The sequence below is a fragment of the Vibrio sp. 1CM7H genome (assembly GCF_023161645.1).
Classification (GTDB): domain Bacteria; phylum Pseudomonadota; class Gammaproteobacteria; order Enterobacterales; family Vibrionaceae; genus Vibrio; species Vibrio diabolicus.
Window position 1 is genome coordinate 153,754 of the sequence record NZ_JALNTV010000001.1, and the last position, 21,112, is coordinate 174,865.

Annotated in this window: 12 protein-coding genes; 4 read left to right on the top strand and 8 right to left on the bottom strand. The window is 48.2% G+C overall.

Annotated features, from left to right (window positions below):
• Positions 1-125 precede the first annotated feature (125 nt).
• The 4 genes from MSG33_RS00730 (at position 126) to MSG33_RS00745 (ending at position 5,088) form a co-directional block, all read left to right on the top strand.
• Positions 126-1,538: an ethanolamine ammonia-lyase subunit EutB gene (locus tag MSG33_RS00730; protein WP_248379382.1), complete on the top strand. Its 1,413-nt coding sequence runs from the start codon at positions 126-128 to the stop codon at positions 1,536-1,538.
• Complete coding sequence (gene eutC, locus MSG33_RS00735) at positions 1,531-2,415, top strand: ethanolamine ammonia-lyase subunit EutC (RefSeq protein WP_248379383.1); 885 nt, start codon at positions 1,531-1,533, stop codon at positions 2,413-2,415. Before MSG33_RS00730 ends, eutC begins: the two co-directional genes overlap by 8 nt.
• Positions 2,416-2,426: 11 nt before the next feature.
• Positions 2,427-3,830, top strand: coding sequence for an ethanolamine permease (gene eat / locus MSG33_RS00740; protein ID WP_248379384.1), 1,404 nt, complete (start codon positions 2,427-2,429; stop codon positions 3,828-3,830).
• Between the two features lie 187 nt (positions 3,831-4,017).
• A complete protein-coding gene (locus tag MSG33_RS00745) occupies positions 4,018-5,088 on the top strand; it encodes a nitronate monooxygenase (protein WP_248379387.1) in 1,071 nt (356 codons plus the stop codon).
• Positions 5,089-5,119: 31 nt separating this feature from the next.
• On the opposite strand, the gene MSG33_RS00750 is transcribed toward MSG33_RS00745, so the two are convergent.
• The 8 genes from MSG33_RS00750 to MSG33_RS00785 all read right to left on the bottom strand — a co-directional run bounded on the left by MSG33_RS00750 (position 5,120) and on the right by MSG33_RS00785 (position 21,090).
• Positions 5,120-7,600 (bottom strand): GH92 family glycosyl hydrolase, encoded by a 2,481-nt coding sequence (locus tag MSG33_RS00750; RefSeq protein WP_248379389.1) that lies wholly within the window; start codon positions 7,598-7,600, stop codon positions 5,120-5,122.
• Positions 7,601-7,689: 89 nt separating this feature from the next.
• The gene (locus MSG33_RS00755; RefSeq protein WP_248379392.1) at positions 7,690-10,146 is read right to left on the bottom strand and encodes a GH92 family glycosyl hydrolase; all 2,457 of its coding nucleotides are present in this window, start codon (positions 10,144-10,146) and stop codon (positions 7,690-7,692) included.
• 72 nt (positions 10,147-10,218) lie between these two features.
• A complete protein-coding gene (locus tag MSG33_RS00760; protein WP_248379394.1) occupies positions 10,219-12,924 on the bottom strand; it encodes a GH92 family glycosyl hydrolase in 2,706 nt (901 codons plus the stop codon).
• A 47-nt stretch (positions 12,925-12,971) separates the two neighbouring features.
• A complete protein-coding gene (locus MSG33_RS00765) occupies positions 12,972-15,392 on the bottom strand; it encodes a GH92 family glycosyl hydrolase (protein ID WP_248379397.1) in 2,421 nt (806 codons plus the stop codon).
• A gap of 132 nt (positions 15,393-15,524) precedes the next feature.
• Entirely contained in the window at positions 15,525-18,356 is a 2,832-nt protein-coding gene (locus tag MSG33_RS00770; RefSeq protein ID WP_248379399.1) for a GH92 family glycosyl hydrolase, read from the bottom strand.
• A 120-nt stretch (positions 18,357-18,476) separates the two neighbouring features.
• Positions 18,477-19,865 carry a fructose-specific PTS transporter subunit EIIC gene (locus tag MSG33_RS00775; protein WP_248379401.1) on the bottom strand — a complete coding sequence of 463 codons (1,389 nt, stop codon included), beginning with the start codon at positions 19,863-19,865 and terminating at the stop codon, positions 18,477-18,479.
• 11 nt (positions 19,866-19,876) lie between these two features.
• The gene (locus MSG33_RS00780; RefSeq protein WP_005436338.1) at positions 19,877-20,317 is read right to left on the bottom strand and encodes a PTS sugar transporter subunit IIA; all 441 of its coding nucleotides are present in this window, start codon (positions 20,315-20,317) and stop codon (positions 19,877-19,879) included.
• Between the two features lie 299 nt (positions 20,318-20,616).
• Positions 20,617-21,090 carry a peptide-methionine (S)-S-oxide reductase gene (locus MSG33_RS00785; RefSeq protein WP_139060801.1) on the bottom strand — a complete coding sequence of 158 codons (474 nt, stop codon included), beginning with the start codon at positions 21,088-21,090 and terminating at the stop codon, positions 20,617-20,619.
• Between the last annotated feature and the right edge of the window lie 22 nt (positions 21,091-21,112).

Consider the following 21,112-nt stretch of genomic DNA (forward strand, 5'->3'; position numbering starts at 1 on the left):
TGTTTATTATTGGTTTATAAATGTTGCCAGTTTTTGATAACGCTACGGAACACATTTGGCAATACTTTCTTAAAGCTTATTGATAGTTCAGCAAAAAGCGAACCAAATAGTGAAGAGGAAGAGCAATGACGGCAACTTATCGTCGGCAACAAGGCAGTAAAGTCTATACCTTTAAGTCATTAGCTGACTTGATGGCGAAAGCGACACCGGAGCGCTCAGGCGATGCGTTAGCTGGGGTTTGTGCTCATTCAGCGGCAGAACGTGTAGTCGCACAAATGGCGCTGTCTGAGTTACCACTTAAAACGTTTCTTAACGAGGCGGTTATTCCATACGAAAGCGACGATATCACTCGCCTAATTATCGATACGCATGACCTTGAAGCCTTTAAACCGATTGAGCACTTGACGGTCGGAGATTTTCGAAATTGGCTGCTGAGTGAAGAAGCAGATGGTGTAACGTTGGCTAAAATTCGTCAAGGTTTAACGCCAGAAATGGTGGCTGCAGTCAGTAAGATCATGCGCAACCAGGATTTGATTCTCGTTGCTAAAAAATGCCAAGTTGTCACGGCTTTTCGGAATACGATTGGTTTGCCGAGTCGCCTGTCTACTCGTTTACAGCCGAATCATCCCACTGATTCTCTCAATGGTATCGCAGCGACCATTTTTGATGGTCTGATGTACGGAAATGGCGACGCGGTTATCGGTATCAATCCGGCAACAGATAATGTGCCTCAAGCTATCAAGTTAATGAACTTAATGGATGAGGTGATTCAACACTATCAAATACCGACTCAGTCTTGTGTGTTAACTCATGTCACGAACACGATCGAAGCCATTGAAATGGGTGCACCAGTCGATCTCGTTTTTCAGTCGATAGGAGGCACGCAAGGAACGAATGATACATTCGGAATAGACTTATCGATTTTGAAAGAGGCCCATGAAGCGGCATTGTCTTTGAATCGAGGTAGCGTAGGAAACAATGTGATGTATTTTGAAACCGGACAAGGTACAGCGTTGTCTGCGAATGCATTTCATGGGGTCGATCAACAGACTTGCGAAGCTCGTGCTTATGCTGTCGCGAAACAGTTCGATCCTTTGTTGGTTAATACAGTCGTTGGGTTCATTGGCCCAGAGTACCTGTTTGATGGCAAACAGATCATTCGTGCTGGGCTTGAAGATCATTTCTGTGGGAAGCTGCTTGGTTTACCTATGGGTTGCGACATCTGTTACACCAATCATGCCTATGCCGATCAGAATGACATGGATAACTTGCTGACACTATTAGGTGTTGCCGAGTGCTCTTTCATCATGGGTATTCCAGGGTCTGATGACATCATGCTCAACTATCAAACTACCTCATTTCACGATGCCCTTTACGCAAGGAAAGTACTCGGTCTGAAGCCAGCTCCAGAGTTTGAACAATGGTTAATGGAGATGCAGATTTTCGAGAGCGTGCAAGACGTTCGGTTAAGTGAGCAAATCTCTCGCTCGTTTTCGGGAGCAATTAATCAACTGAATAAGGGGTATTCTCATGGGTAAAGTGATCACCATTTCTCTGTCCACACAAGACGAGTCTGAAGTTGTCACACACAACCCTTGGGGCAAGTTACGCGACTTCACCTCTGCTCGGATCGCTCTGGGTCGCAGCGGAAACAGTGTACCAACCAACGAGTTACTCTCATTTCAGCTGGATCATGCCCAAGCTATGGATGCAGTGCATTGCAGTTTGAATATTGAGTCTCTCGTTGCTGGTTTATCTGACTCTTACTCGATTCTTGAAAATACCTTAGAGCCTCCAGTGGTAGTGAGCAGTCAAGTGAGTGATCGGCTTATGTACCTGCAAAGGCCCGACTTAGGAAGGCAGCTCGATGAATCTTCTTGGCAAACGCTCAACTCGATAGCAAATGAGCATAACACTGACATTGATCTTGCGATGGTTATTGCTGATGGACTTTCTTCCGTCGCAATTCAAAACCATGCCGTGCCTGTTGTTACACGATTGATTTCTCTTTTAAGCGCTGATGATGAACATCAATGGAAATTCGCGCCTATCACAATCGTAAAGCAAGGAAGAGTGGCGGTAGGGGATGATGTTGGTGAATGTTTTAACGCTAAGGCCGTGCTGGTTTTAATTGGAGAGAGGCCAGGTTTAACTTCTCCGGATAGCATGGGTATGTATCTCACTTGGGGGGCTAAACGAGGCTCTAAAGATTCCCAAAGAAACTGCATTTCCAATGTGCGCCCTCAGGGGCTCAATTATGACGATGCCTGTGAACGCGCATTTTACTTGCTCAAGGAGGCTCGAAAATTACAACTGTCAGGAGTGAACCTGAAAGATCGCTCAGATATCAATGAGCCAGGTGGCGCAAGCGTTGAAGATAAACACAGCGACAACTTTTTAATTTCATCAAAGTAGAAGGATTTACTATGTCTAAACATCAGGAGTACTTGGCCAAAAGGCAGCTAAAAAGAGGCACCGCAGGTTGGATTTTACTTGCTGGCTTAGGTGTCTCGTATGTTATATCTGGTGACTTCGCCGGTTGGAACTTTGGCATCGCTCAAGCAGGATGGGGAGGCTTTCTTATTGCTGCTATCGCGATGGCAGTAATGTATTTCACGCTAGTATTGTCTTTAGCTGAAATGTCTGCGGCGATTCCTGCTGCGGGTGGTGGTTACAGCTTCGCAAGACAGGCGATGGGGCCGACAGGCGGCTTTTTCACTGGCTTATCAGTTTTGATTGAATATGCGCTCGCGCCTGCTGCGATAGTGATTTTTATTGGCTCTGCAGTAAATGAATTGGTTGGTATCGATGGCCCTGTTGTTTACGCACTTTTCTACGCCGTCTTTATCGCTATTCACATGGCAGGGGTTGGCGAAGCTCTCAAAGTAATGATGGTCATCAGCGGTTTGGCTGTGCTAGCTATTCTAATCACTGCTGCTGTGCTTATTGGTCACTTTGATGTGAACAACTTATTCGATATTGCTCCGGTGACGGCTCAGGCAACAGAAATCTTGCCGTTTGGATGGTATGGCGTATGGGCGGCGTTGCCATTTGCGATGTGGTTATTTCTTGCGGTTGAAGGTGTGCCTTTAGCGGCAGAGGAGGCAAAAAATCCGGCGAAAGATGTTCCAAAAGGCATCATTGGTGCGATGCTGTTTTTATTGCTAACCGCAACTCTGGTGGTCGTTCTTTTGGCTGGTGCGGTTGGTTCAAAGGTCATAGGCGATAGCGCTGTGCCATTAGTTGACGCGCTGAAGCTTACAGGCAATTCAACGGTAGCAATGGCCGTGAACCTACTTGGATTGGCAGGCCTTATCGCGTCTTTCTTTTCTATCATTTATGGTTACAGTCGCTTGGTGTTTGCGCTTTCCCGCGCGGGTTATTTACCGCAAACTTTGTCACTAACCAGTGACAAAAAAGTGCCTTCTCGTGCGCTTTTGGTTCCGGGCGTTTTTGGGTTCTTGGTTTCCCTTACGGGAGAGGGGGACTTAATCTTGGCGATGGCAGTTGTCGGTGCGACGGTATCGTACGCATTAATGTCCTTGAGCCATATTTTATTGCGAATTAAACAGCCGGAGTTAGCTCGCCCATATAAAACGCCTGGCGGGGTAATCACTTCGAGTATTTCTCTGGTGCTTTCTTTGATCGCAATGACAGGTGTTTATGCTTTTGATCCCTCAGCCTTTTTTATGACAATGGGATTGTTTCTTATCGGTGGTGTTTATTATGGTTTATACAGCCGCAACAAATTGGTGGCAGCAACTGCCGAAGAAGAGTTTGCCATGCTGTCGGTTGCAGAATTAGAGCTTGAATCAGATGTAGCACGATAGCCATTTCAATTATTGTTCGCCACTACATCAAGGGAGCCATGTGCTCCCTTTGTCATTTCTATCAAAAGTGCATAGCGCACAAATGCATCACTTTAACTTTATAAGTGGTTAATCATGTGAAAGTCTAGTCTGGATAACTATGGCGCAGAGCCATCACAGGTAAAGGTTAAGTTTTCAAGGAAAGATCATGATAAACAAGGTATTTAATACACTTTTGGGAACAGAGTTACCGATTATTCAAGCCCCAATGGCTGGCGTGCAAGATAGCCAAATGGCCATTGCTGTGAGTAATGTTGGCGGGCTTGGCTCGTTACCTTGTGGAATGTTGAATAAAGACGCCATCGTTAAAGAACTTCAACTTATTCAACAGGCGACCAATCGACCGTTCAACCTCAACTTCTTTTGCCATGAAATGCCGAAATACGACGCTAACAAGCACGAAGAGTGGCAAAAAACGCTGCAACCGTATTTTGCTGAAGTTGGTGCAACCGTACAGGCTCAGCCAAACGCACCGACAAGGATGCCTTTCAATCATGATATTGCTGACGCGATTGAACCATTTGCACCACCAGTAATCAGTTTCCACTTTGGTTTGCCTGCCGATGACTTGTTAGCGCGAATTAGAGGCTGGGGAGGGAAGATCCTTTCGACAGCGACCACTGTGGATGAAGCACTGTGGCTGGAAGCAAAAGGCGTTGACGGCATTATTGCTCAAGGCTTGGAGGCTGGTGGACACCGAGGAATGTTTTTATCAGATGATTTATCTACTCAATTAGGCTTGATGGCGTTGTTACCGCAAATCGTCAAGCGTGTGAATTTACCTGTTATTGCAGCAGGAGGAATCGCCGATAAAAGCGGTGTTGCAGCCGCGCTAAAGTTAGGAGCAAGTGCCGTGCAGGTTGGCAGCGCCTATTTGTTGTGTGATGAGGCAAAAACCTCGCCTTTACATCGATATGCGATTGCCAGTGAGCGCGCGCAGCATACGGCGGTGACTAATGTTTTCTCGGGCAGGCCAGCACGAGGCATTGTGAATCGCGCGATGTCGGAGCTAGGCTACATCTGTGAGTCTGCGCCGAAATTCCCATATGCTTCCATTGAAATGACTCAGTTAAGAGCGCTTATGGAGAAGCAAAACCGAGATGAATTTACGCCGTTGTGGTGCGGACAAAATTCGTCGGGTTGCAAGGAAGTTTCGGCAGCAGAAATGACACTGTCATTAGTGGAAGGGATTGATTTGAGCTTGTGTTCCTCAGACTGATTTGGCCTGAGGAACACATTTCAAGTGAAGGTTATTGAGGCGCTTTCATCGCTTCAGATTGCTCGTCCGTCATCACGAAGTGCAACTCGCCACCCGGTTTGAACTCGGAATGGTCGAAGAAGAAGCCGTTATCCAAAGCTTTGCCATTGATGGTGACAGACTTAATGTACATGTTGTCATCGGCGTTGTTCTCTGTGGTGATGGTGAACGTGCCGCCTTTCACCGGAATCACTGCTTTGTCGAATAGCGGACGACCCACAGTGTAGATAGGCTCTGCCGCGTTCACTTGGTAGAAGCCTAGTGCAGACATCACATACCAAGCAGACATCGCACCTACGTCTTCGTTACCAATGACGCCTTCTGGCGCTGCAAAGTACATGTCATCAAGAATGTGGTCGACGACTTGTTGCGTCTTCCATGGTTCTGCGGTCCAGTTGAATAGGTAAGGAATGTGGTGTGAAGGCTCGTTACCAAACGCAACTTGACCAATCAAACCAGACATATCCGGTGTTTCTGTGCCTTGGCTTTCTGCGGTGAAGGTGGCTTCTAGGTTCTTCTGGAACTCAGCATCGCCACCCATGATGGTCTTCAAGCCTGCGATGTCATGCGGCACAAACCAAGTCCACTGCCATGCGTTACCTTCGGTGTAGTTGCCTGTCTCGTGTTCTGTGCCGTATGGGTCGAATGGCGTCATGAAGGTTTCATCAATCATCACTGGGCGCATAAAGCCCGTCACGCCATGTTCTGCGTATTCCGTTGGGTTGTAATCGAAGTATTTTTTGTAGCCTTTTGAGCGTTCAAGGTATTGCTCTTCCGCTTGAGTATCACCGGCTGCTTTGGCAATTTGTGCTATAGCCCAATCGTAGAACGCGTTTTCTAGACCGTAAGAAACAGACTCAACCGTGTAGTCTTCAAAGACTGGTTCACCATCGATACGTTGGATGGCAGGCGTGAAGCCGTTTTTCTCAATGTAATCGATGTGCTTGGTTAAAGTGCGATCCAAGACGCCTTGATCCCAATCGGCTTGCAGTGCTGGGTAGTTCTCATAAGTTGAAGAGTCGATCGCGGCTTTCAGCGCCAGCTCTTTCTCTTGTTGAGTAAACTCTTCTGGGAACTTGGTCATCGCATCCGCAATCACTGCTACCGCTGGGTAACCGACCATGGTGCCTGTCTCGTCACCTAAGTGCTCCCATTTCGGCAGCAAGCCGCTTTCTGTGTACTTCTGAACTAGGTTCTTCGCGTATTGCACCGCGCGGGTTGGCTCAGTGATGGTTTTTAGTGGGTGTAATGCACGTTGGGTATCCCATAGAGAGTAAACCGAGAAGTTTGGTTGCTCTTCTGTTGCTTGACCGTAAGCGATGGAGTATTCCCCTTCGCCTTCACGAATTGAGCCTTTACCCATGCCACGGAATCGACCATCTACGTCTTGATGCACCATAGGTGCAATTTTGGTGTGGTAAAGCGCAGTGTAGAAGATCTCTTTTTGATCTTCCGTGCCCCCTTCAATTGAGAAGTTGAGTGCTTTTGCCCATTTCTCACGCGCGTTGTTGCGCGCAGTATCGAAAGAGACATTCGCTTCGGCATCGTAGTTGTTTTCTGCGCCTTGTGGGTCAACCGCAGATAACGCCACTTGCGCATTCAACTCTTGTGAGCCTTCATCTTCAAATTCGATGTAGGCAGTGACGTCCGCTTTGACACGCTTAACTGGATTACCTTGGTCATCGTAAATCAACTCAGAAACGTGCTCTGCCGATAGACCGTCAACAGGCTTACCATTGGCAAGGATGTAGACGTCTTTGATCTTCTTATCGAAAGTCGCATAGAAGAAGATTTTTTGGTTTTTCGCCCAGCCAGAGAAGTGCGCTGCATCGCGCTCGCCCGTGATGGTATGGCCGTCTTCGCTCACCGTTAGTTTGTTACGCAAAGAGGTTGAACCCCAGTCACTGTTGAGGATGGAGTTGAGGTCAATCTTCAGACGTTGTGGTTGACCTTGCGGATAGGTGTAACGATGGAAGCCGACACGTTCAGAAGCTGTAAGCTCAGCTTTGATACCGTTCTCTGCAATTTTCACCGAGTAGTAACCCGCTTCTGCCACTTCTGAGGTTTTGTCCATCTTGACCGAAATCGCTTCGCGGTAATCGTCGCTGTCTTCGATGTACTTAGCTTTGTCTTCGGTAAACGGCAGGAACAGAATGTCACCTAAGCCGCCCATACCCGTGCCGGATAGGTGAGTGTGTGAAAAGCCAAATAGAGTCTTTTTATCGAAGTGGTAACCTGATGAAGAGTGCCAGCCGATCAGCTCGGTATCTGGAGAAAGTTGCACCATGCCTTCTGGCACAACAGGACCCGGGAATGTGTGTCCGTTAAAGCCGGTACCAATGAATGGGTCGACGTATTTTAGGTTGGAAGTATCGACGCTTGGTGAGGTGTTATCGTCGTCATCGTTGCAGCCAGCCAAACCAATAACACTTGCAATCACAGCGGTGGCGATAGCGGTTTTCGTAAAGTTCATAATCTTGATTCCTTAGGCAGGAAGCGCGTCACTTCCTGCCACTGAGTTAATCTATCTGCTTATTCTTTAAACACGAATTACATAAAACGTTACTGAGCTTGAAGCGCTTCTTGCTTGTCACCCGTCATGACGAAGTGAAGCTCGCCGCCCGCTTTGATTTCGCTGTGTTTGAAGGTGAAGTTGGCATCTAGCGGTTTGCCGTTGATGGTTACGGACTTCACGTACTTGTTGTGTGGGCTGTTGTTGTCTGCGATGACTGTGAACTCGCCGCCTTCCACTGGAATGGTGATTTCATCAAACATAGGACGACCGATGGTGTAGACCGGATCCGCAGGCGTCACTTGGTAGAAGCCCATTGCCGACATCAAGTACCAAGAGCTCATCTGACCCACGTCTTCGTTGCCAATCAAGCCAGTTGGCTCGCTGGTGTACATCTCTGACATGATGCGGTCTAGGTACTCTTGCGCTTTCCATGGCTCATCCGTTAGCGCATATAGGTAAGGAATGTGGTGCGATGGCTCGTTACCGTGCATGTACTGACCGATGTAACCCGTTAGGTCTGGTAGCTCTTCGCCTGTGTTTGAAGAACGCGCATTGAATAGCTCGTCCAAGTCTTCACGGAAGGCTTTCTCTGGCGTGGTGTCTTTGCCTTGCGCCAAGTCTGCTTGGTAGATTTCTTGTTTCAGGCGATTGAAATCGTGCATTGGTTGGAACTTCCATTGCCACGCGTTCCCTTCGGTGTAGGCAAACTCGTCCACGTAGTAAGGGTCGAATGGTAGCAGTGGGCATTTCTCTTTCATCACACCTGAGCCTTCAGGCCATTCAACCATTTCACACTCATCCAAACGCTCTTCATCAATCGGTTGGTTGAACTCCAAAGGCGGTTTGTTTGGTGATGAGCTCAGCGGGTGGTTTTTCGGGCGTAAAAAGCCCGTCTCTGCATCCCAATGGTTAAGCCAGTTGTCGGCACGAGCCATAAACTCTTCTTGCAGTTTTACATCGCCAGCCATGCGTGCGATTTCGGCCATTGCCCAGTCACCATATGCAAACTCAAGCGTGTAAGACGCACTGTTCCAGTAACCGTGATGAACAAAGCCGTTTTCTTCGTACACTTTCACTTGCACAACGTTTGCTGCGCCGATGTTGTTGTCTTCCGTCCAATCAGGGAATTCAGACGCCTCGTGGTAACGCACCGTAAACTCAGCCGCTTCTTTGGCAAGTTGTGGGTCGATGTCTAAGCCTTTCGCCATCGCGTCAGCAATGATAGAAACCGCAGGGAAGCCGATCATAGTGCCCGTGTAATGGCTGTGCAGTTCCCATTTCGGCAAGATGCCACCGTCTTCGTATTTACGAATCAGGTCGTTGGCAAACTCTTCGGCACGTTCTGGGTCGATGATGGTTTTCAGTGGATGCGCAGCGCGGAAGGTATCCCACATGGAGTACACAGAGTAGTTTGGTGTGTCGCCCGCGTCTTTTTGAATGCGAGTACGCATCGCAGGGTATTGACCGTCGACATCTTGGAAAATCATTGGCGCGATAGAAGCGTGGTAAAGCGCGGTGTAGAAGATCTCTTTCTGATCTTCCGTGCCACCAGATACCATCATGCGGCTAAGTTCTTGGTGCCATGCGTCGTTGGCTTGAGCGCGCGCAGTATCAAATGACACACCTTTCGCTTCTGCTTCTAGGTTCTTCTCCGCACCTTCTGTGCCTGTTGGTGACAAGCCTACTTGGATTTCTAACGGTGTTGATGATGGTGCGAATTCTAGGTAAGCGATGGTTTTCACTGCGTCGATGTTGTCGTTGTTTACATCGATTTCCGTTTCTGTGCCGTCAACCAAAGCAATGGCTTTGACGATAGGTTGGTTGAAGGTGGCGTAGAAGTACACGTGTTGGTTGTTCGCCCAGCCATTCGAGCTACGTAAACCGCGAATGGTGTAAGCGTCGATAAACTCCAAATCGCCCTTCATGGTGCGGTTGTTGAAATGACCTTTGTTGAGAGTGTGGTCTAAATCGAACTTGATGTGTGGCGTAGTGCCTTCTTTGAAGGTGTAGCGGTGGAAGCCAACACGTTGGGTGGTGGTTAGCTCGGCTTTGATTTCGCCTTTGTTCAGTTCAACCGCGTAGTAGCCCGCTTCTGCAGTTTCGTTGTCTTTATCGAAGGTATTGAAAACGGCGTTTTCTTTCTTGGTAAAAGGCAGAACTAAGATGTCACCAAGGTCGGTAATGCCTGTGCCAGAAAGGTGAGTGTGGGAGAAGCCATACACTGGGATTTCAGTCAGTTTGCCGTGGTCGAAGTAACCTGCGGCAGAGCCCCAGCCTTCCATTTCGGTATCAGGAGAAAGTTGCACTAAACCGTAAGGCACAACCGCCCCTGGGAAGGTGTGACCATCTGCGCCTGTACCAATCAATGGGTTGACGTATTGGGTTAGCGTAGTGTCGAGGGAAGGAGTACCAGAGTTGCTGTTGTCGTCGTCACTGTTACAACCAGCAAGACCAAACATGGCAGCAAGTATAGCGGTAGAGATAAGGGTTCTTTTTAGTTTCATTTTTATGGTTCCACTGAAGTGAAGTTTTTTAGGGGGCTAGATGCCCCCTTTCGTTATTTGGATAGGTGTCGACTACTGCGCTTTCATCGCTTCAGATTTGTCTGAAGTCATGACGAAATGCAGCTCACCACCGTCTTTCAAATCGCTGTGCGCGAAGCTGAAGTTGTCACTCAATTGTTTGCCGTTGATGGTCACCGACTTAACGTAGATGCTCTCTTGGCTGTTGTTTTCTGAGGTGATGGTGAATTTACCGTCTGCGACTGGAATCACGGCTTTGTCGAACAGAGGACGACCGATGGTGTAACTTGCTTCGCCCGGTGTGACTTGGTAGAAGCCCAATGCAGACATCACATACCACGCCGACATCTGACCGACGTCTTCGTTACCGATCAGACCTTCATGCGTTGGGTGGTAGAACTCGTTCATCGCTTGGTCGACGATTTCTTGTGTCTTCCAAGGTTCCGCCGTCCAGTTGTATAGGTAAGGCACGTGGTGATCAGGCTCGTTACCCATCACGAACTGACCAATGTAGCCCGACATGTCGTGTGATTGGCTCGTATCGGCGTTGGAGTCCGCATTAAACAGCGCATTCAAGTTAGCGAGGAATGCCGCTTTGCCTTGTTCGGTTACATCTTCTGGAAGAGAGAAGTCAGTACGGTCGATGTGCTCGCCACCCATCACGTTGGCTAGACCGTTCAAGTTGTGTGGTGCAAACCATGTCCATTGCCACGTGTTGCCTTCGGTGAAGTCTTCACCACGGTGCTCGGCGCGGTAAGGCCAGAACACGTCACTTTCGTTGAGTGCTTTGCGGTCTTTACAGGCGTTGTAGTCCATACCTTCTGGGATAGACAGCGCCATGTTCTCGTCCAAACATTCTGCTTTCAGGTTGTTTGCCCAAACCTTGCTGCCGCTGTTCATGTAAGCCGGACGCATAAAGCCTGTCGCACCCAATGCGTTGCCTTTGGTGTCTTGCAGTTTGCCGTATTGCTCTGGGTTGTAATCGAAGTAGTTCTTGAACGATTCAGAGCGTGCCATGTAGCGGTCGTACTGCTGGTCGTTGCCCGCAAGTTTAGCGATCTGAGCGATACACCAGTCGTAGTAAGCGTTCTCAAGACCGTAAGAGACCGATTCGTTCACGAGCTCGTCGTATTTGTCGACTTTCAAGCCTTCCACGTAACCCGGTTTGTCGCCAGAATCCGGTGCCCATTTGGTATTGGCTGGAATAAAGCCGACGTCTTCTTGGTAGTCGTTATGACGTGTCATGACCGTGAAGCGTTTGTCACCGTTCCAAGCATCTTGGTAAGGCACCCAGCTTTCAGTTTTACCAAGGTTGAAGTTGACCGTTTCGTCAGCGGCTTTTAATGCCAAATCAAACTCAGCAGCGGTAAAGGCTTCTGGGTGTTTGACCATGATATCGGCGATAACTGAGACTGCAGGATGACCGACCATTTCACCAGTGTAATCCGAGTGCAGTTCCCATTTTGGCAGCACGCCACCCGTTTGGTATTTGTTCAATAGATCGCGTGCGTGTTCAATCGCGCGATCTTTATCGATGATAGTTTTCAGTGGGTGTGCCGCGCGGAAGGTATCCCACATTGAGTACACTGAGTAGTTCACTAAGCCATCTTCTGCTTGGTGCACTTTGCCATCCATGCCACGGTATTTGCCATCCACGTCTTGGTATAGGAATGGAGCAACAAACGTACGGTAGAGCGAGGTGTAGAACATGGTCTTGTCGGCTTTGTTGCCGCCTTCCAGTTCAAACTCGCCAAGGATGTTTTCCCAAGCCACGCGGTTTTGTTGTACGACGTTGTCGAAGTCCCAGCCGTTAGTGTCTGCTTCTAGGTTTTTCAGTGCGCCGTCAACGCCAGTGCCAGAAATCGCTACCTTGACCACCAATGGCTCATCGCTCTTGCCAAAGTTCAAATGCGTCATGACATCGTTTGCGCGTTTTGCCAAACGTTCTGGATCAGGTTCTGGTTCGCCCGGCATTGGTTTGTGTTCTGCGTAGCCACGGTAATCTTCTAAGCCGACTTCGGTAGCGTCAGTTGGGGTGAGTTTGCTTTCAGAAGCCAGCTTGGTGTACAGGTTCTCTTCAATGATTGGATCAGAGAATTCTGCCGCGAAGAACACGGTTTGCCATTGACCCCATTCGTTTGACGTACGCGCGCCTACGACTGTGGTGTCGTTTACGCGTTTGTAGTAGATGCTGCGAGAGTGGTTGCCGTATTGCTCCAACAGTTCGTGTTGCAGGTCGATACGAACTTTGCGGTCTTCGCCCGGTTTGAAAGTGTAACGTTGGAACGCCACGCGGTCGGTTGCTGAAAGCTCGGCTTTTACGCCAGTTTCTACCAGGTCAACCGAGTAGTAACCAACTTCTGCCACTTCCGAGCTTTTATCCATGGTCACGGCGTCGGTATTAAAGCCTGTGTACGGCAAGAAGGCGAAGTCGTTTAAATCACCTTTACCTGCGCCGGAAATGTGGGTCATTGAGAAGCCAGAAAGCAGGCTGTGCACAGGATCGTATTCAACAGGCGAGCCTTTACCATTCCAACCGTTTGGATCGAAGTTATCTGGTGAAGGTTGAATCATACCTTCTGGCATAACTGGAGAAGGGTTAACGTTGCCAAGACCTTTAGTGCCGATCAAGGTATCAACGAATTCCAAAGTAGGGGTAGAGATAACTGGAGTTTCTGGAGCAGAGTCGCTGCCACAACCAGCAAGACCAAGCATGGCGGTTAACACTGCAGTAGAGAGTAGGGTTCTTTTTAGTTTCATTGTTTTTATTCCACGAGAAAAGGGGACACGAGGTCCCCTCAAAATCATTATTCGCCTAGGTTGGCTTGCATTGCTTCAGACTTGTCTGCTGTCATCACGAAGTGCAGTTCGCCGCCTGCTTTGAATTCGCTGTGCTGGAAGGTGTTGTACACATCCAGAGGCTTACCGTTGATGGTCACTTCTTTGATGTACATGTTGTCTGGACCGTTGTTCTCAGCCGTTACCGTGAAGGTGCCAGAACCAATGTCTACCGTCGCTTTGTCGAAGATTGGACGACCGATGCTGTAGGTTGGATCGGTTGGCGAGATTTGGTAGAAGCCCAGTGCTGACATCAAGTACCACGCCGACATTTGACCTACGTCTTCGTTACCGATGATGCCGTCTGGCGTCGGTTTGTAGAACTGGTCGTAAACTTGGTCTAGGTATTCCTGCGCCTTGTAAGACTCTTCAGTACGGTTGTACAAGTAGATGACGTGGTGCGAAGGCTCATTACCGTGAATGTACTGACCGATGTAGCCTGTCATGTCTTGGTGTGCTTCGCCGCCATTTGGATCGGCAGTAAATAGGTTGTTCAGCTTGTCGTTCAGACCTTGCGTGCCGCCCATGATTTCAGTCAGCTTGTCCAAGTCTTGCATGAACGCCCATTGCCACTGCCACGCGTTGCCTTCTGTGTAGTAGAACGCGTCAGACTTGTAAGGGTCGAAGTCAGTTGAAGCGTATTTCAGCGCACATGGGTCGCCTTCTTTCAGTTCTGTCGGTACGAAGAAGCCCGTGCCGTCTGCGTTACCTGCTTTCGCATCCCAGTGTTTCAAAGAGTTGTAAGAACGAGCTTTGAACTCTTCATACGCGTCCATATCGCCAGCGGCTTTTGCCATTTCTGCGATCGTCCAATCGTAGAATGAGAATTCCAACGAGTACGATACTGAGTTCCAGTTCGGGTAACGAACGCACTGTTCTTTCTCGTGGTAGTTCAACTGACCTGCCATAAGTGAGCTTAGGATGTCGTCATGAATCTGTGGGTATTCATGCGGGGTGTAGCGAGCTGATTTCACTGAAGCGGTGTAAGCCTGCTCTGCATCAATCAAGCCTTTGGTTACCGCATCGCCTAGAATTGCTGCCGATGGGTAGCCGATCATGGTGCCGGTTTCTGAGCCGTGACCTTCCCATTTCGGTAATAGACCAAACTCGTCGTTGGATTTACGAATCAAGTCTTTTACGTATAGCGTTGCTTGGTCTGGGTCGATGATGGTCCACATTGGGTGAACCGCGCGGAACGTATCCCACGTTGAGTAAATCGAGTAGTTTGGTGTGTCGCCATCTTTCAGTGTGCGCACTGTGCCAAGCATATCCACGTATTGACCATCCACATCGTAGAACTCGATTGGTGCGATCATCATGTGGTACATGCCAGTGTAGAAGTTGGTTTTCTCTGCGTCTGTGCCACCTTCAACTTTGATTTTCGCTAGCTTCTCAGCCCACGCGTATTCTGCGTCTTCTTTTACTTTTGCTAGGTCGAAACTTGGTGCTTCCGCTTCTAAGTTTTTCTGTGCGCCTTGCCAGTTAACTGGAGAGATACCGACGCGGATTTCAATTGGCTCTTCGCCTGTGCCGAAGTTTAGGTAAGCGGTCAGATCATCGCCTGAGTAAACCGCACCATTACGCATTTCGCGCGTTGGCTCTAGATCTTGTTCGCCCAACAGTGCTTTCGCGATTGGTTGGTTGAATTTCGCGTAGAAGAAGATGTCTTGACCTTGGTGATCTTGCCCTTGGAACCAGCCAGTTGAGGTTTTACGACCGCGAATGGTGTATTCGTCCACCACTTCTACTTTGTTCTTCAAAGACTTGCCGTTGTTGTTCATTAGGGTATGACCCAAATCGAACTTCACGTTACGGTCCGCGCCATCTTCAAAGGTGTATTTGTGCAAACCAACGCGTTTAGTTGCGCTCAGTTCCACTTCGATTTGACCTTGGTTTAGTTTGGTTTTGTAGTAGCCTGCGCTTGCTTCTTCATTGGCTTTGTCGAAAGAGTTAAGTTGTGTGTTCGCCATTTCTGCGTATGGCAGAACCAAGATGTCGCCTAAGTCCGTTGCGCCTGTACCTGAAAGGTGAGTATGGGAGAAGCCGTACAGCGGAACGTCAGTGTTAACTACTTCGCCAGTTTCGTAGTTGGATGAATCCCAGTAGCCAGATGCCGAGTGCCAAGGGTTAAGTCCTGATTCATGGTCTGTGTTAGAACCGATGAAAGTATCTGGAGACAGTTGAACCATACCTACCGGTACCGTCGCGCCCGGGAATGTATGACCAGAAGCTGCTGTGCCGATCATAGGATCGACGTATTTCAATACCGCAAGATCAACAATTGGATCGCCCGGCAGTGAAGAGGAAGAATCGTTGTCGCTGTTACAGCCAGCCAAGCCACCCGTCAGACCAACCAGGATAGCCAAAGAGATAAGATTACGTTTAAACATGTGCATACCGTTTTGTCGTTATTCGTATATAAAAGTGTTTATAAGAGACTGTTTATAAAGGACTGCTTATAAAATTTGATTGTAGGGATAGCCGGGAGATGCGCTCCCCCGGCTGAGTTGTCACTATTGGGATTAACGAGAACCTGCTGGCATCTCGTCTTCATGCAAGAACTCACCGATGCCTTGTGCTGGTGGAAGATCTTGCTCTAGAGAGCCCCAACGTTGATTTGGTTTGTCGCCCATCACGAACTCCAACTCACCGCCGTACATGATTTCGTCATGAGTCAGGTAAGTACGGTTGAAGTCTTTGCCGTTGTAGCGAGCCGATTGAATGAAGATGTTTTCGCGGCTAACGTTCTTCGCGGTCACCGTGAACTTCTGGTTGTTGCCGACATCGATAGACGCGCTTTCAAACAGCGGAGTACCGATTTCGTAGATGCCAGAAGAAGCGTTCACTGGATAGAAGCCAAGTGCACGGAACACGAACCACGCAGAGAGCGTACCGAAGTCGTCGTTACCACAAATGCCGTCAGCGGTGTTCTTGTAGCAAATGTTGGTTGCTGCGGCGATGGCTGCCTGACCTTTCCAAGGTTGACCGACGTAGTTGTACAAGTAAGGAACGTGGATATCTGGTTCGTTACCTTGAACGTGCTGACCAACGTTACCTGTGTTGAACACTGGGAATTGGTTGTCGCCTGCGTTGCGATCTGGGTAGGTTGACCAGTACTCATCCAAGCGAGCTGCGAACAAGTCACCGCGTTCTGCTTCAGGGTTTTGTGTCTTGTCGAATCGTGTCATCAGGTCAATCAAGCCATGAATGTCGTGCTGAATACTGAACGAGTATTGCCAGCCGTTAGACTCAGAGAATGCCCAGTTGAACATGTCGGGACGCCAGTCTTTACCTACTGCGCGACCGGTGATTGGGTCTACCCAACCTGCATCGATAAACTCGCCATCGTAGTCACGGGCTTTGAACCAACCTTGGTATTGCTTACCGCCGAAGTCGAACTGCGCTTGCCAGTTTTTAGAACGGTTAGCGAACTCGGTGTAGCGTGGATCTTCTTCACCAAATACTTCTTTGATCGATTGCGCGATTGCCCAGTCGTTCATTGAGTATTCAAGCGAGTAAGATGCTGTCCAAGAGTCTTTAAATGGTGAGTGACTGCCGTAAGAATCTGGTGGAGTATCGTGCAATTGCGCTGGCACGTAACCTTGTTCTTCGTACTCTTTGATCCATGCCACGCCTTGGCTCGTTGCGGCGCGCGCGTCAGTGATCATTGCTTCAACTAAGCGCTCTTTGACGTCTTTGCGTTCAGCTTCTGTGAAGCCAAGATCAATCATGCGTTTTTCTAGTGAGCCTTTCGACAACACATCATGAATCACAGGCGTTGAGTGCATGCCCATCATCATGCCGGTTTCGTTGCCTTTGAATGTCCACTCAGGCAGGCGACCTTTGCGCACGTTGCCTTTGTCATCCACCCATTCTTCTTCGGCGTAAGACAGCATAGACAGAACCACGTCGGCTAGGCGGTCAGGCTCAAGAATCGAAGATAGTGGTTGAACTGCGCGGTAGGTATCCCACAACGAGAAAGTGTCGTAGCGCGTGAAGTCTGCTTTGCCATCTTTGTTGGCATCGGCAGTGCGGATTGACTCTTTCAGCGTATCAATCTTATCGCCCCGAGGTGTGTTGCCATCTGGGTAAGCGTTACGACCTTGGTGAACTTGGCGGTAGCGACCATCTAAGTCAGAGTGAATGGTTTGACCTAGGTACGAGTGGTACATCGCGGTGTAGAAGGTTTGTTTGTAATCTTCGTCGCCAGAGACTTGGATCTTGCCGAGTTCGTCTTCCCATTTCTTCGTTGCCGCTTCGCGTACTTGGTCGAAGTTCATGCCCGCAACTTCAGTCATGTTAAGAGAAGCACCAGACTTGCCGTTCTCGCCGATCTCAACGTTTGATAGCGCTAATTTCGCTTCAACCGTTAAGCCGTCTTTGGATGTGTCGAACTCTACGTAAGCGCGTGCGTATTGATACTTGCCACGTGTTTCGTTACCGATTTCTGTAATGCCTTCTGGCACGTCCATGTAACGACCTTGCTCTTTATCGTAGTAAGCAAAACGAACGTTTTTGATTGGTTGGTCGAATTCCATCACGAAGAATTCTTTTTGGCTTGGTGCCCAACCATCTGAGAAACGGTGACCTTCAAGGCGGTTATTGTCTTTGTCCCATTTCAAGTAAGAATCTGAGGTGTAGTCCCAGTTAATTTTGAAGCCGGTGTTCACGATGATTTCTGATTTCTCATCACGAGGGAAGGTGTAGCGGTGTACACCAACGCGATCAGACGCCGTCAACTCGGCTTTGATGTCGTAATCCAATAGCTCGACTTTGTAGTAGCCTGCCGTAGCTTGCTCGTCACGATGTTGGAAGCGAGACGCTTCTAGGTTTAGCGTTGCCGAACCTTCATCAATCATGTAATCCGAACGCGAGTTGATTGGCATGACGAGAATGTCGTTCAAGTCGCCAGCACCTGCTCCGGAAAGGTGGGTATGAGAGAAACCGGAAGTACGTGCGTCGTGGTAGTAGTAGCCTGAAATGTATTCCCAGCCGTTAGAACCGTTGTTTGGAGAAAGCTGCACCATGCCGTGTGGTGTGGTTGCACCAGGGTAGGTGTTGCCTAGGTTACCTGTGCCGATGAATGGGTTGACGTAGCGTGTTACGTCCATATCGGCGAAATCTACCGGGATGTGAACACCCATGTCGATTTCAGGTGTTTCTGGGTTTGGCTTGTCATCACAGTCGCCATCGCCAACTGGAGGACATACTGGCTTGCCGCCGTCAGGAATATCCGGCAGTGCAGGGTTGGTGTCACCGCCTTCATAAATGTTGGTTGTGTCGTCGTTACAGCCAGTCAGACCGACTAGACCACTTAAAACTGCGCAAGCGAGTAGGGAAGGTTTGAATTTCATTTTTAAAGCCTTGTAAATTGTAGGGTTATATAATTAAAAAATCAGGGGTATTACTAAAACTTAAAAACTTGAAATAGAGCCCTTTGGGGGAAAGGGCTCTTAGGGGGAGGAGCTTAAGGTTTAAGCTTTCACAAGAGTCGCTGCGTTACGCATCGCTTCTTTCGTTGAACACTCAACAACGTTTGCTTTTGCAAAGCGGTGAGCGTCTTTTACTTGGATATCGTGAGCTAGAATAACCAGCTTCGCGTTTGCTACATCTAGGTCAGTGATACGGTTCTGGATACCGTTTTGACCTTGAGTTTCTACTTTGATTTTCAGACCCGCTGCCGCACCTGCTTTCTCTAGTGCTTTTGCTGCCATGAATGTGTGTGCTACGCCAGATGGGCAACATGTTACTGCTACGATGTCGTACTCGCCTTCGCCTGCTGCTGGAGCCGCTTGAGCTTGTGCTGGTGCTGCTTCTGCGATTTCTTCTTCAGCGACTGGTTTCCAGAAGCCAACGATAACTGCTGTTGTTAGTGAGCCTAGTGCGATACCCACAACGTACATTGGGATGTTGCTTGATACAGGTGCTGTGATTAGACCGCCCCATGGTGCGTGTAGTAGTACGTCTGTTAGGAAGCCGAACACACAGCCAACGATACCACCAGCAACGATTGAAGGAAGAACGCGTACAGGGTCGTTTGCTGCGAATGGGATAGCACCTTCAGAGATACCGATAGAACCCATGATTGCTGCTGCTTTACCTGCTTCTTGCTCTTGCTTAGTGAACTTCTTCTTGAATAGGAATGTTGCTAGTGCCATACCTAGAGGAGGCGTACAGATTGCGATACCAACACCACCCATTAGCCATGGTTGAGTATCAACTTGAGTTTGAGCGAATAGCGTTGCTACTTTGTTGATTGGACCGCCCATATCGAATGCAGTCATACCACCAAGAATCGTACCTAGAACCACTTTAGAAGCGCCAGCCATAGAAGCTAGGAATTCGTTCATAGAAGCCATGAAGATCTTGATTGGCTCACCGATACCCCATAGAACGATACCTGCAGAGATAAGCGTACCAACAAGTGGGTAGATGAAGTAAGCGCCCAACGCAGTCATGTTAGCAGAAAGAGGGATCTTCTTAAGTTGTAGAACTACACCACCAGCGATAAAGCCAGCGACGATACAACCTAGGAAGCCGCCACCCATGTCAGCCATGATGCCAGAAGAGATCATCGCTGGCGCTAGTGCTGGTTTGTCTGCAATTGAGTAACCGATGAAGCCACCAAGAATAATTGGGAACAACACCAGACCTTTAATACCGATATTAGAAATATCAGCCAATAACCCGTCTGCAGGAACCGCACCTTTACCGGATGCCATTACCGCCAGAGCCAGTAGTACACCACCCGCAACGATAAATGGAAGCATGTGAGAAGTACCGAATAAAAGGTGACCTTTCATGGTACTTAGGAGTTTTTTGAAATCGCTATTATTGCTAGCTTGAGCTGTGATTGTACTCATAATTTCACGCCTTATGAATTAATTAAAATATTTAGTATTTGGTTTTCGTCTTTTGCGTTATGAATATCTTCAATAAACTCTTCGCTAAATTTTCCGAATAATTCTTGAAGAACATAAATATGGTGGTCGGCACCGTTATCTGGTGAAGCAATCATGAAGAATACGGTTGGTTTGACTCCCTCTTCGTCGCCATACTCGATGCCTTCGCGCTTTACGCCAACAGCGATTGCAGGCTCTGTCACCGCTTTGCTTTTTGCGTGTGGGTAAGCGATGCCGTCCATTGAAGTCACGCTCAATGCTTCACGTGCTTCGATGTCGGTTAAAAAAGCCTCTTTGCTGCTGATTCGATTATTTTCGAATAGCATTTGCGCTAGCTCTTCAAAGACTTCTTTTTTATTATTTGCTTGAAGGTTGCCTTTAATTAAATTGACGTTTGTTAGTTCTGTAATCATTTTGTGACTCATTGGTACTGAAGTAATGAGTCAAATTTAATTAATGAAGTGGTTTTCGGAAATAGTAAAAAAAAACCAATAACTATACTTTTGTATCACTCAATCTTAAGTGTGATAGCCGTCATTAATAATGCGGAATATTATAAAATTTATTATGTGATTTATATTCCAGTTATTTTGAAATAAATAACTGGACATGAAAATGAACTGGAGGAGGATCAATAGCCCTGGTTAGGATGCAAAAAGAGGCGTTGCGCCTCTTAGTTTGAGATAATAGAAACAGTGATAAAAGCTGGCCATTAATTTCTATATTTATGCAGCAAATCTAACGGGATATGGCAGTAGTCGTTTGGAAAGCGCGTGAGTCGGTCTTGGTGCTCATCATCACTTGGCACGTAGTTTGTGAGTGGCAGCACTTCTACGGCGATTTTATCGGCATCCGGTCTTGCTGCGATAAACGCTTTAGCAATAGTTAGGTGTTGCTCGTTTTGGCTATAAACACCGGTACGGTACTTTTCACCTACGTCTTCACCTTGCTTGTTAACGCTGTGCGGGTCGATGATCTCAAACAGATACCCCATCAAAGTTTCAACCGAAACCAGCTCAGGGTCGAATTGGGTTTTCACGCATTCTGCGTAACCATCGTATTCGGATTGAGTGTTATCCGTCGTGCCATTTGCTCGTCCTGCTTCGGTGCTGATTACGCCGGGAAGGTGGCGCATAAATTCTTGAACGCCCCAAAGGCAGCCGCCTGCGAAGTAAATCTCTTCCATCATTTTATCCTGTAAAACTTTG

Bases quoted from the DNA above. Each gene is read 5' to 3' on its own strand.
- MSG33_RS00770 (WP_248379399.1), bottom strand. From the start codon at position 18,356: ATGAAATTCAAACCTTCCCTACTCGCTTGCGCAGTTTTAAGTGGTCTA.
- MSG33_RS00755 (WP_248379392.1), bottom strand. From the start codon at position 10,146: ATGAAACTAAAAAGAACCCTTATCTCTACCGCTATACTTGCTGCCATG.
- MSG33_RS00745 (WP_248379387.1), top strand. From the start codon at position 4,018: ATGATAAACAAGGTATTTAATACACTTTTGGGAACAGAGTTACCGATT.
- MSG33_RS00780 (WP_005436338.1), bottom strand. From the start codon at position 20,317: ATGATTACAGAACTAACAAACGTCAATTTAATTAAAGGCAACCTTCAA.
- MSG33_RS00730 (WP_248379382.1), top strand. From the start codon at position 126: ATGACGGCAACTTATCGTCGGCAACAAGGCAGTAAAGTCTATACCTTT.
- MSG33_RS00765 (WP_248379397.1), bottom strand. From the start codon at position 15,392: ATGTTTAAACGTAATCTTATCTCTTTGGCTATCCTGGTTGGTCTGACG.
- MSG33_RS00785 (WP_139060801.1), bottom strand. From the start codon at position 21,090: ATGGAAGAGATTTACTTCGCAGGCGGCTGCCTTTGGGGCGTTCAAGAA.
- MSG33_RS00775 (WP_248379401.1), bottom strand. From the start codon at position 19,865: ATGAGTACAATCACAGCTCAAGCTAGCAATAATAGCGATTTCAAAAAA.
- eat (WP_248379384.1), top strand. From the start codon at position 2,427: ATGTCTAAACATCAGGAGTACTTGGCCAAAAGGCAGCTAAAAAGAGGC.
- MSG33_RS00760 (WP_248379394.1), bottom strand. From the start codon at position 12,924: ATGAAACTAAAAAGAACCCTACTCTCTACTGCAGTGTTAACCGCCATG.
- MSG33_RS00750 (WP_248379389.1), bottom strand. From the start codon at position 7,600: ATGAACTTTACGAAAACCGCTATCGCCACCGCTGTGATTGCAAGTGTT.
- eutC (WP_248379383.1), top strand. From the start codon at position 1,531: ATGGGTAAAGTGATCACCATTTCTCTGTCCACACAAGACGAGTCTGAA.